We start from the raw sequence: 12,307 nt of genomic DNA on the forward strand, positions 1-12,307 counted from the left end.
GCTCGAGCAACGGTTCCTCCTCTCGGCGCTCACGCGCCGTCCGATGCGACAGTCTAGTCACAACGGGTTGCATCACGCAACGCACCATGCTACGATCGTTGCGTAGTGCAACGGTTCGGGGCGGGGGACGGCGACGGCCCGGATCGCCCAAGGAGGGCACGGAGATGACCGACGAGCAGTGGCTCCGGCTGGAGCTCAAGAACGCGCGGGCACGCCGCCATCACCCCGGCGGGGGCGTCGCCGCCCGGGTGGCGCGGGTGCTGCACCGTCTGGTCCGGCACCGGGCCTAGGCGGGGTCTCCCGACCGACCGGAAGGCCACGGGAGCGTCACCGCCGCGCCACCCCTGTGCGACCCGCGTCGCCTAGCCTGAGCCGGTCGGCTCCCGACAAACTGGCAAACCCGTCGCGAGGCGGGGACGCAAAGCCACGGGTCTCTCGCTGAGACAGCCGGGCTGCCGAAGGAGTGCACACGGGGCCGAGAGGAGATCCTCGTATGGCCCTGGCCGCGCGGCTGCGCCGCCGACCGCGGCGCGACTGCGCCGGTGTCAGCCTGGTCGAGTTCGCGATGGTGTCTCCCGTCCTCTTCCTGCTGGTGATGGGCATCGCCGTCGGCGGTGTGGTGGTCACCAACCAGCTGCAGCTCAGCAGCGTGGTCCGTGAGGGCGCCCGCGCCGCCGCGGTCTGCGGCGGGATCGGGAGGTCGCCCGCCCAGCTGCTTCCCGACGGTGGGACGTGCAGCAACGGAGCGCTGGTGTCATTCATCGCCGGCAGCCTCCATTCGGTTCCCGGCACGGTGGCGCTGAACATCACCGTGATCAACGGGAACAGCATCCCCAACGACCCGAACGTGCTCGATGAGTGCCAGAAGGGGAAGACCGTCGTCGTCGACGCCAGCTTCGCCCAGCCGCTGTATGTGCCGCTTCTCGGGAACCTGCTCGGCGACAGCGGCGGCCTGCTGGTCCGCACCCTCCACGCCAGCGCCGAGGCAACGTGCGAGCAGTGAGACGGTCCGCGCGGCGGCGGGGCCAGGCCCTCATCGAGGTGGCGCTGACCGCTCCGTTCCTTCTCATGCTCCTCGGTGGCGCGGCGCAGGTCGGGACCATCGCCTACGGCCTGGTCACCGTGGACACGGCCGCGCGCGAGGGCGCACGGGTGGCCTCCGAGAACCCGCACACCGGGCTCGACCCGCTGAGCAGCTCCCCCTACACCTGCAGGGCGAACGATGCCAACCCGGTCTGCGTCGCGGTCCGCAACGCCTCCGGTCAGCTGGACTACACGCGGTTGACGATCACCATCACCAGCCCGTCGACGCTGTCGCGGGCGCCCGCCGACGCGGTGCGCGTCTCCAATCCGTGCGGCAGCTCGGAGGCGACGCTGACCGGCGTCGTGTCCAACCTGCCCACGGGGGCCGGCGGGGCGACCGTGCAGGGGTCGGCGGGTGGCAGCCGATCGGCGGTGAGCACCGGGACCAACGGCGCCTACACCCTCTGCCTCACCCCCGGTTCGCAGGTGGTCACCGCCACCGCCTTCGGAAGCGGGTGTGACTACGGCGACGCGACCCGCCTGACGGTTGCGGCGGGGTCCACCGCCACGCAGAGCTTCAGCCTGCCCGCGTCGTGCCCGACGCCGCCGCCCCTGTCCTCCGCCACCCCGGCGCCGACGGCGACGCCGGGATCGACGCCGTTCCCCAGCGCCACCCCCGTGGCGGGAGCGGACTGCCCCTCGGAGACGAGGGTGACCGACCAGCAGTACGTCACCGTCACGGTGTCCTACCCGGTTCCCATCTTCGTGCCCTTCGCGGGGTTCCTCGGGGATCCCGCCAACCCGCGTCAGCGCACGGCAACGTCCAGCGTGACCATGGAGATCGAGCCGTGCACCCTCACCCAGGGCCAGTGACCGCGGCGGCGCGCGCGGGCCGGCTGCGGCGGCGCACCCAGCGGGGCCAGGCGATCCCGATCATCGCCGTCGCCTCGACGGTGCTGCTCGGCTTCACCGCGATGGCCGTGGATCTCAGCGTCCAGACCCATTTCCGGCGCGACCTCCAGAACGCGGCCGACGCCGCCGCGCTGGCCGGCGCCCATCACCTCTCGACCGCCCCGGTGACCCAGGCTGAACGCACCGCCGGAGTCCAGGACGCCGTCATGGTGCTCCACACCCGCCTCCAGTGGCCCCTGGGCGGAGTCAGCGTGGCCGCCTACGCGCAGTCCGTCACCGCCGGCGCCGCCGGCTGCGCCGGAAGCACGTCCTGCAGCGTCACCTTCACCGCGGGCACCGATACGGTCACGGTGAGCACGCCGCCGGTCGCCGCGCGGCTCGCAGCCTACAACGGGGACTCCCAGTATCTCGAGGTGAATGTCCGCCAGGGGTCGTACGCGGGCATCGGCGGGGCGATCGGGCTGCTGCCGGGGGCGACCGGCGCCCACGCGGTCGCCTATCACTTCGCGCCCGCGCAGCCGTTCGGCTTCGCGCTCTATGCGGGCAGCTACGCGCAGGACAGCAACTTCAACCAGATCATCACCGGGAACGTCTACGCCTACCGGAGCGTGCAGCCGCAGTCCAGCGGCCATGCGGCGACCTGCGCCCAGGGCGGCTCGATCGTCCTCGGCGATCCCCAGGCGCCCCACGCCCTGCCCTCCCCGGATCCCTCCGCGGGGCAGCCACAGCAGGCGTCGGTCACACCGCTCTCCTTCCTCGCGGACTGCGCCACGGCCGGCGGGGGCCAGGTGGCGCAGACCCTCGCCGAGGGCTGTCCGACGACCATCCAGGGGGTGTCGCTCACCGCCACCAACAGCTACGTCGACGACACCTCCATCAGCCAGACGCTGCCCCCGGGGATCAGCAGCGTCGGCACCACCAGGGCCTGCGTCGCCGTACCCGCGATCGCAGCCCCCGACCTCGGTGCGCCCACCCTCGCCAGCAGCCCCAGCACCTACGGCTGCAGCGGAAATCAGGGGCTCATCGGCGGCGTCTACCAGCCGGGGATCTACACCTGCGGCCTGACCGTCGATCATCCGCTGGCCCCCGGCGTCTACGAGATCGTCCACAACACCACCCTGGCCAACGACGTCACTGTCAGCCAGGCGGTGTCCGGGACCTGCAATGGCGCCGACGCGGCCGTGTACGGCGTCTGCCTCTACGGGGTCACCTTCTACCTGCAGCAGAGCGGCGGAGCCGGCGCCACCATGTACGTGGGACGGGGTGGCGGGATCCAGGCCAGGCTGACCCCCTACACGCCATCCGGCACCAGCAACCCCAACGACGGCCGGTACCCGGTCTACGCGCCCCGGGGGGTCACCGCGCAGCTCACCGTCGACAAGAACAGGAGCCTGCTCAGCCTCCAGGGCACCGTGTACATGCCGTCCGGGATCACCTCGACGACGAGCAACGCCGACATCACCGTCGACGGCCAGGCGATCGTGGCCTCATGGATCAACCAGGGCGGCAACCATCCCAACCCCCGGATCACCTACAACGCGGGAACGGTGGCGCAGCAGCGCGAGATCCTGCGGCTGGTGGAGTAGCCGGTCGTGGCTCAGCGGCCGAGCAGCCGCTCGTAGGCGCCCACCGCGAGCCGGTCGACGCGGTCGTTGCCGGGATCGCCGCTGTGGCCGCGGACGTGCTCGAACCTCACCCGGCCGTCGACCAGCGGGTCGATGGTGGGGAACAGGTCGAGGTTCTTGTTCCGCTTCCAGGTGCGGCTCAGCCAGTTGATCACCCCGAGGCTGTCGGTGCGCACCACCACCCGCCACGACGGGTCGTCGCCGATCCGCCCGCGCACCGCGCGCAGCGCCTCGCGCACCGCCTTGAGCTCCTCGCGGTTGTTCGTGGTCATGGTCTCGGCCTCGGCCCGCTCCTCGACACCGCCGTCCGGCCACTCCAGGCGGTAGGCCCAGGCGCCGGCCCCCGGATTGCCCGAGCAGGCGCCGTCGGTGTACGCGACCACGGTGCGCGCCGGTGCGGCCACGTCCAGGCTCAGCTGCCTCCCGTCCACGGTCACCTCACCACCACCCGGTCGCAGTTCGAGCACTGCACCAGCTCGCTGCCCATGCGGGCGGCGCGCACCTCGCGCACCCCCAGGGGCAGGTGGCAGCCGCCGCAGGAGTCGCCCTGCAGCGGCGTGACCGCGGGGTGCAGCCGCGTCGCCAGCCGGGTGTAGAGCGCGAGCTCGGCGGGCGGCAGCGCGCCCGCGACGGCGGCACGGTCCCGCTCCAGCTCGGCGATCTCCTCGCCCAGCGCCTCCAGCCTGGCCCGTTCGCCGGCGGCGGCGTCGCCGCGATCCTGCTCGATGGTGGTGACCGTGGCGGCGGCGGCGTTCGCGGCCGTGTCCGCGGCCTCCGCCTCCTCCATCAGCTGGAGCTCTGCGTCGTCGGCCTCGGCCATCCGCTCGCGCACCTCGGCGAGCTCGCGCTGGAGGGTGAGGAGGTCCTGGGGATTGCGCACCGAGCCGCCGTACAGCTGGCGGTCGATGACCTTCACCCGGGCGCGCAGGGCGGCGCTCTCGCGCGCCGCGGCGGCGAGCCGGTCCTCGGCCCTGCCACGCTCCGCCGCGAGGCCGTTGGCGCGTCGCCGCGCCGCCTCGAGCTCGGGAGAGCCGGCGATGCGCGCCTCGACCTCACGCGCGGCGGTGCGGCGCCCGGCGAGACGGTCGTCGATCTGCTGCAGCTCGAGCATCGCGGCGGTGCTCACACCTCGAGCACCCAGGTCGCGTAGGCGCGGCCGCGCTGCTCGCAGACGGTCTCGACCGCCACCCGCCAGCCCGCCGCGCGCACCCAGCCGGCGAGCTCGTCGGGATGCTGGACGCACTGCAGCGCCACCCAGCGCAGCCCCCGCCCCGGCGCCTGGGCGGCGATCTGGGTCAGCCGCCGGGCGCCGAGACCGGCGATGACCACGCCCTCGACCTCACCGGCGGCGAGCGGCTCGAGGCCGCTGCCCCGGCGCGCCTCCACCCGGCCCCCGGCCTCCCAGCGCTCCAGGTTGCGGCAGAGCTCGGCGTAGGGGCCGTCGGTGTTCTCGGTGGCGATCACGCGGTGGGAGCGGGCGGCGAGGTGGACGGCGAGGCGGCCGTGGCCGGCGGCGACGTCGGCGACGCTCTCCGCGTCGGGCAGGACGGCGAGCAGCCCCTGGAGGCGGCGGGGCAGCGGCGGGGTGGTCATCAGGCCGCCCCCGGGCGGGGCGCGGCGGCGGGGCGGGGGCGGGGCCGGGCGTCCCGCTCCGCCGCCGCCACCGAGGCCGCCACCAGGCCGTCGAGGGAGCGCCGGGCGCCGCCTCCGTCGACCGACGCGCGGGCTCGGTCCAGCCCCTCGGCGAGGTCGCCGGCGCGCTCCGCGGCCCAGAGCGCGGCGGCGGCGTTGAGCAGCACCACGTCGCGCATCGGCCCGGGCTCGCCGTCGAGCACGGCGCGCAGCCGCGCCGCGTTGTGGTGGGCGTCGCCGCCGCGGAGCGCCTCCACCGGCGCCGGGCGCAACCCCAGGGCGGCGGGGTCGATCTCGAACTCGCGCAGCACGGCGGGGCTCACCTCGAGGCAGCGGGCGACACCGCTGAGCCCGAGCTCGTCGATGCCGCCGGGGCCGGCGAAGACGAGCGCGTGGCGGTGGCCGAGCCGGCAGAGCACGCCGGCCATCCTGCCCGCCAGCCCGTGGTCGCCGACGCCGAGCGACTGGTAGGGGACGCGCGCCGGGTTGGCGAGGGGACCGAGCACGTTGAAGGCGGTGCGGATGCCCAGCTCGCGCCGGAGCGGGCCGACGTGGCGCATGGCGGGGTGGAAGGCGGGCGCGAACAGGAAGCCGATGCCCACCTCCTCGACGCAGCTGCGCACCCCGTCGGGGCTGAGCGCGATGGCCACGCCCAGCTCCTCGAGGACATCGGCGCTGCCGCAGCGGCTGGAGGCCGCCCTGCCACCGTGCTTCGCCACCGGGCAGCCGGCGCCGGCGACCACGAACGCCGCGGCGGTGGAGATGTTGAAGGTGCCGCTGCCGTCGCCGCCGGTGCCGCAGGTGTCGACGGCGTCGACCGCCAGCTCGACGCGCAGCGCGTGGTCGCGCATCGACATCACCATGCCGGTGAGCTCCTCGACGGTCTCACCGCGGATGCGCAGCGCCGCCAGGAGGGCGCCGATCTGCGCCGGCGTGGCGCTGCCCTGCATCACCCGGTCCATCACCGAGCGCGCCGTCTCCACGTCCAGATGCTCTCCGCGGACGAGCCGCTCGAGCGCCTCGCGCAGGAGCGTGTCGGCCTCGGTCATCGCCGCCGGACGGTAGCAGGTCCGCGACGATCGGGGACCGCCGGCGCACCCGGGAGCGCCCGGTGAATGCATACTCCGCCCAGATGCCGGCACGCTCGTCCCTCCCCTTCGACCCCGAGGCGATCCGGCCCTGGCGGTTGGGCTCGGGGCGCCGCGGCGCGGTGCTCCTCCACGGCTTCGCCGGCACCCCGCCGGAGCTGCGCCGCCTCGGCGAGCATCTGGCCGCCCAGGGCTGGCGGGTCGACGGCCCGCTGCTCACCGGCCACGGCACCACTCCGGAGGACCTCGCCCGCACCCGCTGGCAGGACTGGGCCCGCTCCGCCGCCGAAGCCGTCGACCGGGTCGCCGCCGAGTGCGACCAGGTGGTGGTCGCGGGACAGTCGATGGGCGGCGCCCTCGCTCTGCACCTCGCCGCCCACGACACCCGGATCGCCGCGGTGGCCACCCTGGCGGCACCGGTCTGGCTCAGCGACTGGCGGCTGAAGATCATCTTCGCCGCCAAGTACGTGCAGCGCTGGCACACCCCCGACCCCGCCGACATCGACCTGTACCTGCCCGAGGCGGTCCAGGAGCTGCACTCCTACGGGCGCCGCTCCACCCGCTCGATCCATGAGCTCACCCGGCTGCTGCGCACCGTGCGCGGCGAGCTGGCGATGGTGCGCCAGCCGGTGCTGGTGTTGCACGGGGGAGGCGATCGCACCGTCGACCCGAGGAACGCCGACGACATCGCCCGCGGTCTGGTCTGCAGCAGCGAGGTCGAGGTGGGCCGCTATCCGCGCAGCGGCCACGCGATGAGCGTGGACGTCGACCGCGACGAGCTCAACCCGCGGATCGCCGCCTGGTTCGAGCGCCACACCCGCGACGCCGGCGTGGCCCGCACCGGATGAGGCGCTACTGCTGACCGCCGAGGGACTCGCGGAGCAGCCGCGCCATGTCCTCGTCGATGACCGGATTGGCGGGGGGCCCCTCGTCCACCGGGGGGCGCCGGCTGGCGCGGCCGCCGGAGCGGGCGTCGCGGCCGGGCGGCGGCGGCCGGTCGCCGCCGCGGAGGCCGCCGCTGTGGGTGGTGCCGCACGAGGTGCAGACGTACAGCGCCACGCTCTCGCCGGCCCGCACATAGCTGGTGTGGGAGAAACGGGTGGCGGCGCCGCACATGCGGCAGCTGCGGTTGGCGGGGAGGGCGTCGGGCGCCCCCGGATTGCCCCGGCTCACCAGCGAAAGGCTGACGTGTTCGGCCAGAATGCGCCCACCGTGACGGCAGCGTCACCGCCCCGTGTCGTTCTCGCCATCGGCTGTCACCCTCCGGGACCGGGCTTCACTGGACTCGTCACCACCCCTCAGGAGCACACGAGGACGATGAACTCACGGCGGAGGCGGGACCCGCGGCGGCGCGGGACGACCGGTCGCCGGAGGAGTATGCGGGAATGGAAAGGGACGTGAACCCGGTGCAGGGCGGTCTCACCCTCGTCGATCATCCCGGGCCCGTGGAGCTCCAGGCGCAGGTCGACCTCGCCGAGGACACCGCCGCCGCACGCTACCGCCGCCTCCGTGACTACACCTGCCTGCTCGCCGGTGCGCTCCGCCACGACGACGCCATGAGCCGGCTCGAGCTCGCCCTGCAGCAGGCGCCGGCCGTCCAGGTCCCCTGACCCGGCACCGGGTACGCTGACCCGGATGCTGCTGGACCGTCTCCGCGGCGCCGTCGACCCGGTCCCGGCGCCGGGCGCGGCCCCAGCCCCCGAGGTCACCGCGGCGGTGCTGCTGCTGGTCGATCCGGCCGACCCGGCGCTGCCGCTGCTCTTCATCCGCCGCAGCCGGCGGGTGCGCACCCACCGCGGGCAGATCGCGTTTCCCGGCGGCGGCATCGACCCCGGCGACGCCGGCGTGGTCGGCGCGGCGCTGCGCGAGGCGCTGGAGGAGCTGGCCGTCCCCGTCGACGCGGTCGAGCCCCTCGGGCTGCTGGCCACGGTGCAGACCCGCGGCTCGGCGCGCAGCCTCTGCCCGGTGGTTGGCCTGCAACGCCGCCCGGTCACGCCGGTCGCCGACGGCTACGAGGTGGCGACCTGGTTCCGCATCCCCGTCGCCGAGCTGCTCGGGGCGCCGCTCACCAGCCGGAGCATCCCCGGGATGGAGGGGGACGCCGTGGTGCACTTCTACGAGGCCCACGGGCAGGTGATCTGGGGGGCCACCGCCGCGGTCCTCCACGACCTCCTGGGACGGCTGGGCGCACCCCGCGAGGTGGGCGCTCAGCGGTAGCGGGGGTGCACCACGAACGGGTTGTGGCGCATCTCCTCGCTCACCGTGGTGCTGGGACCGTGCCCCGGGTAGACCCGGGTCTCCGGGGGCAGCGCGTAGATGGTGTTCTCGATCGAGAACATCAGCGTGTCCCAGTCGCCGCCGGGGAGGTCGGTGCGGCCGACGCTGCGCTGGAAGAGGGTGTCGCCGGCGATCAGGTCGGGGCCGACCAGGAAGCAGACCGAGCCGCGGGTGTGCCCCGGGGTGTGGAGCACGCGGACGTCGAGCTCCTGCCAGCGCAGGCTCTCGCCGGGGACCAGGTCGGTCTCGCAGATCACCGGCGGCAGGTCGGCGGGGATGCCGGGGAGCCGTGACGCCCACTCCAGCAGCGGCCGGTCCTCGGCGTGGATGGCGGCCTCGCAGCCGTGCGCCGCCTTCACCGCGGGCACCCCGTTGACGTGATCCGGATGGCCGTGGGTGAGCAGGATGCGCTCGCAGCGCAGCCCGTCCCTCTCCAGCAGCTCCAGGGTCCGGGGATGCTGGAGGCCGGGGTCGAGGACCAGCACCGCGTCGGTGTCGCGGCGCCGCAGCACGTAGCAGTTCTGGTCGTAGGTGGGGTCGACGACGATCGACAGCTGGACCAGGTCACGCAGTGCCTCGGGCATGGCAACCAGTCTACCGGCGGCTCCCCTCAGCCCGTCGCGGCGCGGAGGAAGGAGGCGACGGAGGCGTGGCCGAGCGCGTTGGGGTGGAAGCTGCTGTAGGGGTCGCGCCAGCGGCCGCCGTACGCCCACTCCTGGGCGGTGCACAGCTCGTGGCCGGCGAACGCGGTCTCGACGTCGACGACCTGGGTCCGGGGCACCCCCTCGGCGGCATGGCGGATCACCGCGTTCATCCGCGACCACTCGGCGCGGAACCAGTCGACGTCCTCGCGGGTCAGCGTCCAGGTCGACGCGCAGGTGCCCCCGGAGCGGAGGATCTGCGGATAGGTGACCACCAGCAGCTGGGCGCCGGGGGCGCCGGCGACGACCTCGCCGTAGAGCCGGTGGAGCGGGCCGGCGAGGGAGTCGATCCGCTGGTCCTCGTCGGGGTAGTCGGTGCGGCATCCCGAGCCCGGCTGGAGGCAGTGGATCACGATCTCGCCGAAGCGGGCGTCGTTGCCGCCGACGGTGAGGCTCACCAGCTGCGCGGGTGCCAGCGCGGCCAGCTGGGACTGCTCGACGCTTCCGATCGTGGCACCGGTGCAGGCGGCGAAGTCGGTGAGGGTGAAGCGGCCGCCGCTGGAGCGCGCGAAGACCGGGGCGTAGCTGTTGGCAGAGCGGCGGCAGTTGGTCCCGTCCTCGCTGCCCGACCCGGTCCCGCTCACGTACGAGTCCCCGAGGGCGGCGTAGGCGAGCCCTCCGGCGGCTGCCGCCGGGACCCGGCCGCCGGTGGCCACCAGGAGCAGCGGCAGCGCGACCAGCGCGATCGCACGTCGGACCCGTCCCATCGCCGCCTCCCTCCGTGGTGATCGCTGCAGGTTCCCCGGGTCGGGTCCCGCTGTCAACCCCGCAGCTCGACCGCCACCCCCGGGGTCACCGGGGCGCCGTCACCCGCGATCACGAAGCCGGCGCGGCGGTCGCCGCCATGACGGCGCTCGCCGCCGGGGAGCAGCGCTCGGGCGAGCACCTGGTCGACGTTGTCGACCGGCACCACCTCGATGCGGTCGAGGATCTCCTTGTCGACCTCGCGGAGGTCGCGCTCGTTGCGGCGGGGCAGGAGGAACACGGCGATCCCGGCGCGGTGGGCGGCGAGCAGCTTGTCCTTCACCCCGCCGATGGGGAGCACCCGGCCGCGCAGCGTCACCTCGCCGGTCATGGCGACACGGCGGTCGACCTTCCGGCCGCTGGCGGCGCTGACCATCGCCGTCACCATGGTGACCCCGGCGGAGGGGCCGTCCTTGGGGATGCCCCCGGCGGGCACGTGGATGTGCAGGCCGTGGTTGTCGAAGAAGCCCTTGCGCGCGCCGTAGCGATGGGCGTTGACCCGCGACCAGCTCAGCGCGGCGCGGGCCGACTCCTCCATCACGTTGCCCAGCTGGCCGGTGAGCAGCAGCTCGTTCTTGCCCTCGATGGCGAGCGCCTCGACGGTGACGATGTCGCCGCCGACCTCGCTGACCACCACGCCGGTGACGGCGCCGACCTGGTCCTCCTCCTCGGCCTCGCCGAAGTCGAAGCGCTGGGGCCCGAGGTACTCCTCGAGGTCGCCGGGAACGACCACCACCGCGTCGGTGCTCCCCGACTCCACGAGCTTGCGGGGCACCTTGCGGCACACCTGCGCGATGGTGCGCTCGAGCTGGCGCACCCCGGCCTCGTGGGTGTAGCCGCGGATCATCGCGAGCAGGGCGTCGCCGGTGATCTCCATCTCGGTGCTGTCGAGGCCGTGCTGGTCCATCTGCCGCGGCACCAGGTGGCGCTCGGCGATGCCCAGCTTCTCCGCCTCGGTGTAGCCGGTGATGCGGATCAGCTCCATGCGGTCACGGAGCGCCGGGCCGATGGTCTCGACGACGTTCGCGGTGGTGATGAAGAGCACCTGGGAGAGGTCGTAGGGGACCTCCAGGTAGTGGTCCGAGAACTCGCGGTTCTGCTCCGGGTCGAGCACCTCGAGCAGCGCCGCGGAGGGATCGCCGCGGAAGTCCGCGCCGACCTTGTCGATCTCGTCGAGCATGATCACCGGGTCGCGGGTGCCCGCCTGCTTCATCGACTGGATGATCCGGCCGGGCAGCGCGCCGATGTAGGTGCGGCGGTGGCCCCGGATCTCCGCCTCGTCGCGGATGCCGCCGAGCGACAGCCGCACGAAGCGCCGGTTCATCGCCCGGGCGATGCTCCGTCCCAGCGACGTCTTGCCGACGCCCGGCGGCCCCACCAGGCAGAGGATCGGGGTCTGCAGCGCGCGTCGCGGGCGCGGCTCCTCGACCGCGGGGGTGGGGGTGCTGGGCGCGTCCGACGCCGGCGGCGGCGCCGGCGTCTCGCCCTCCAGCGCCGCGGCCCGCTCGGCCTCGCGCATGCGCTGCCGGCCGAGGGTGCGCTGGCGCACCGCCAGCCACTCCAGCAGGCGGTCCTTCACCTTGGGCAGGCCGTAGTGGTCCTCGTCGAGGATCTGCTTGGCGCGCTCGATGTCGATCTCCTCCGGGGGAGGGTCGGCCCAGGGGAGGTCGAGCAGCCAGTCGACGTAGGTGCGCACCATGCCGAGCTCGGGCGATGCCTGGGGGATCTGCTCCAGCCGCGCCACCTCCTTGAGGGTGCGGGCGCGCACCGGGTCCGGCATCCCCGCGTTCTCGACACGGGTGGCCAGATCGTCCTCGTCGCCGACGGTGCCCTCGAGCTCGGCGAGCTCGCGCCGGATGGCGCGGAGCTGCTCGCGGAGGATGTGCTCGCGCTGACCCTTGTTGATGGTCTTCTGCACGTCCTCGTTGATCTTGCTGCGCAGCTGCGCGACCTCCACCTGCCGGGCGAGCAGGGGGACGAGCAGGCGCAGCCGCGCGGCCACGTCGGTCTCCTGGAGCAGCGCCACCTTGTCGGCGGCGGCGATGTCGGGCGCGGCGCTGCAGACGTCGGCGATGCGGACCGGCTCGGTGGCGCGCGACACCGCCACCGCCACCTCCGGCGCCACCGCGGCGCCGGCGACGACGTACTCGCCGAACAGCGACCTCACCGAGCCGGCGAGGGCGTCGATCTCGCTGCCCTCCGCGATGGTGTCCTCGACGCTGACGACGGTGCCGGTCCAGCCCTCGCCGTCGGTCTCGAGCGACTCGATGCGCACCCGCCGCTGGCCCTCGACCAGGGCCTGGGC

Annotated in this window: 15 protein-coding genes and 1 riboswitch; of the genes, 7 read left to right on the top strand and 8 right to left on the bottom strand. The window is 74.1% G+C overall.

The window, feature by feature from the left end; all coding sequences use genetic code 11:
* Positions 1-164 precede the first annotated feature (164 nt).
* The 4 genes from VGL20_00120 (at position 165) to VGL20_00135 (ending at position 3,521) form a co-directional block, all read left to right on the top strand.
* Positions 165-290 (top strand): hypothetical protein, encoded by a 126-nt coding sequence (locus VGL20_00120; GenBank protein HEY2702071.1) that lies wholly within the window; start codon positions 165-167, stop codon positions 288-290.
* A 93-nt stretch (positions 291-383) separates the two neighbouring features.
* Positions 384-460, top strand: a riboswitch (cyclic di-GMP riboswitch).
* Between the two features lie 33 nt (positions 461-493).
* On the top strand, positions 494-1,003 hold the full coding sequence (locus VGL20_00125) for a TadE family protein (protein HEY2702072.1): 510 nt from the start codon (positions 494-496) through the stop codon (positions 1,001-1,003).
* Positions 1,000-1,896: a TadE/TadG family type IV pilus assembly protein gene (locus VGL20_00130; protein ID HEY2702073.1), complete on the top strand. Its 897-nt coding sequence runs from the start codon at positions 1,000-1,002 to the stop codon at positions 1,894-1,896. The genes VGL20_00125 and VGL20_00130 overlap by 4 nt, the downstream gene beginning before the upstream one ends.
* Positions 1,893-3,521 (top strand): pilus assembly protein TadG-related protein, encoded by a 1,629-nt coding sequence (locus tag VGL20_00135; GenBank protein HEY2702074.1) that lies wholly within the window; start codon positions 1,893-1,895, stop codon positions 3,519-3,521. Before VGL20_00130 ends, VGL20_00135 begins: the two co-directional genes overlap by 4 nt.
* Positions 3,522-3,532: 11 nt before the next feature.
* Here the strand turns inward: VGL20_00135 and VGL20_00140 are convergent, their stop codons facing one another.
* From VGL20_00140 to trpD, 4 genes are read right to left on the bottom strand one after another with little or no spacing between them, the layout of a single operon-like run.
* Positions 3,533-3,997 (bottom strand): ribonuclease H, encoded by a 465-nt coding sequence (locus tag VGL20_00140; GenBank protein ID HEY2702075.1) that lies wholly within the window; start codon positions 3,995-3,997, stop codon positions 3,533-3,535.
* A complete protein-coding gene (locus VGL20_00145) occupies positions 3,994-4,686 on the bottom strand; it encodes a hypothetical protein (GenBank protein ID HEY2702076.1) in 693 nt (230 codons plus the stop codon). The genes VGL20_00140 and VGL20_00145 overlap by 4 nt, the downstream gene beginning before the upstream one ends.
* Complete coding sequence (locus VGL20_00150; protein HEY2702077.1) at positions 4,683-5,153, bottom strand: tRNA (adenine(22)-N(1))-methyltransferase TrmK; 471 nt, start codon at positions 5,151-5,153, stop codon at positions 4,683-4,685. The genes VGL20_00145 and VGL20_00150 overlap by 4 nt, the downstream gene beginning before the upstream one ends.
* On the bottom strand, positions 5,153-6,241 hold the full coding sequence (trpD, locus tag VGL20_00155; protein ID HEY2702078.1) for an anthranilate phosphoribosyltransferase: 1,089 nt from the start codon (positions 6,239-6,241) through the stop codon (positions 5,153-5,155). The genes VGL20_00150 and trpD overlap by 1 nt, the downstream gene beginning before the upstream one ends.
* An 83-nt stretch (positions 6,242-6,324) precedes the next feature.
* Here trpD and VGL20_00160 point away from each other — a divergent pair, with 83 nt between their 5' ends.
* The gene (locus tag VGL20_00160) at positions 6,325-7,128 is read left to right on the top strand and encodes an alpha/beta fold hydrolase (GenBank protein HEY2702079.1); all 804 of its coding nucleotides are present in this window, start codon (positions 6,325-6,327) and stop codon (positions 7,126-7,128) included.
* Positions 7,129-7,132: 4 nt separating this feature from the next.
* Here VGL20_00160 and VGL20_00165 read toward each other — a convergent pair whose 3' ends face one another.
* On the bottom strand, positions 7,133-7,453 hold the full coding sequence (locus tag VGL20_00165; GenBank protein HEY2702080.1) for a hypothetical protein: 321 nt from the start codon (positions 7,451-7,453) through the stop codon (positions 7,133-7,135).
* A gap of 212 nt (positions 7,454-7,665) precedes the next feature.
* On the opposite strand from VGL20_00165, the gene VGL20_00170 reads away from it, so the two are divergent.
* Both VGL20_00170 and VGL20_00175 read left to right on the top strand, forming a co-directional pair.
* Entirely contained in the window at positions 7,666-7,890 is a 225-nt protein-coding gene (locus VGL20_00170; protein ID HEY2702081.1) for a hypothetical protein, read from the top strand.
* Between the two features lie 25 nt (positions 7,891-7,915).
* A complete protein-coding gene (locus VGL20_00175; GenBank protein HEY2702082.1) occupies positions 7,916-8,497 on the top strand; it encodes a CoA pyrophosphatase in 582 nt (193 codons plus the stop codon).
* Here VGL20_00175 and VGL20_00180 read toward each other — a convergent pair.
* From VGL20_00180 to lon, 3 genes are all read right to left on the bottom strand, one after another.
* Complete coding sequence (locus VGL20_00180; GenBank protein HEY2702083.1) at positions 8,488-9,141, bottom strand: MBL fold metallo-hydrolase; 654 nt, start codon at positions 9,139-9,141, stop codon at positions 8,488-8,490. The two genes, VGL20_00175 and VGL20_00180, sit on opposite strands and share 10 nt — an antisense overlap.
* A 26-nt stretch (positions 9,142-9,167) precedes the next feature.
* Positions 9,168-9,965 (bottom strand): SGNH/GDSL hydrolase family protein, encoded by a 798-nt coding sequence (locus tag VGL20_00185; GenBank protein HEY2702084.1) that lies wholly within the window; start codon positions 9,963-9,965, stop codon positions 9,168-9,170.
* Positions 9,966-10,018: 53 nt separating this feature from the next.
* On the bottom strand, positions 10,019-12,307 hold a 2,289-nt coding region (lon, locus tag VGL20_00190), incomplete at its 5' end, for an endopeptidase La (protein ID HEY2702085.1).

This window comes from Candidatus Dormiibacterota bacterium (assembly GCA_036495095.1).
Lineage (GTDB): Bacteria > Chloroflexota > Dormibacteria > Aeolococcales > Aeolococcaceae > CF-96.

Bases quoted from the DNA above. Each gene is read 5' to 3' on its own strand.
- trpD (HEY2702078.1), bottom strand. From the start codon at position 6,241: ATGACCGAGGCCGACACGCTCCTGCGCGAGGCGCTCGAGCGGCTCGTC.
- VGL20_00170 (HEY2702081.1), top strand. From the start codon at position 7,666: ATGGAAAGGGACGTGAACCCGGTGCAGGGCGGTCTCACCCTCGTCGAT.
- VGL20_00180 (HEY2702083.1), bottom strand. From the start codon at position 9,141: ATGCCCGAGGCACTGCGTGACCTGGTCCAGCTGTCGATCGTCGTCGAC.
- VGL20_00150 (HEY2702077.1), bottom strand. From the start codon at position 5,153: ATGACCACCCCGCCGCTGCCCCGCCGCCTCCAGGGGCTGCTCGCCGTC.
- VGL20_00185 (HEY2702084.1), bottom strand. From the start codon at position 9,965: ATGGGACGGGTCCGACGTGCGATCGCGCTGGTCGCGCTGCCGCTGCTC.
- VGL20_00160 (HEY2702079.1), top strand. From the start codon at position 6,325: ATGCCGGCACGCTCGTCCCTCCCCTTCGACCCCGAGGCGATCCGGCCC.
- VGL20_00120 (HEY2702071.1), top strand. From the start codon at position 165: ATGACCGACGAGCAGTGGCTCCGGCTGGAGCTCAAGAACGCGCGGGCA.
- VGL20_00175 (HEY2702082.1), top strand. From the start codon at position 7,916: ATGCTGCTGGACCGTCTCCGCGGCGCCGTCGACCCGGTCCCGGCGCCG.
- VGL20_00125 (HEY2702072.1), top strand. From the start codon at position 494: ATGGCCCTGGCCGCGCGGCTGCGCCGCCGACCGCGGCGCGACTGCGCC.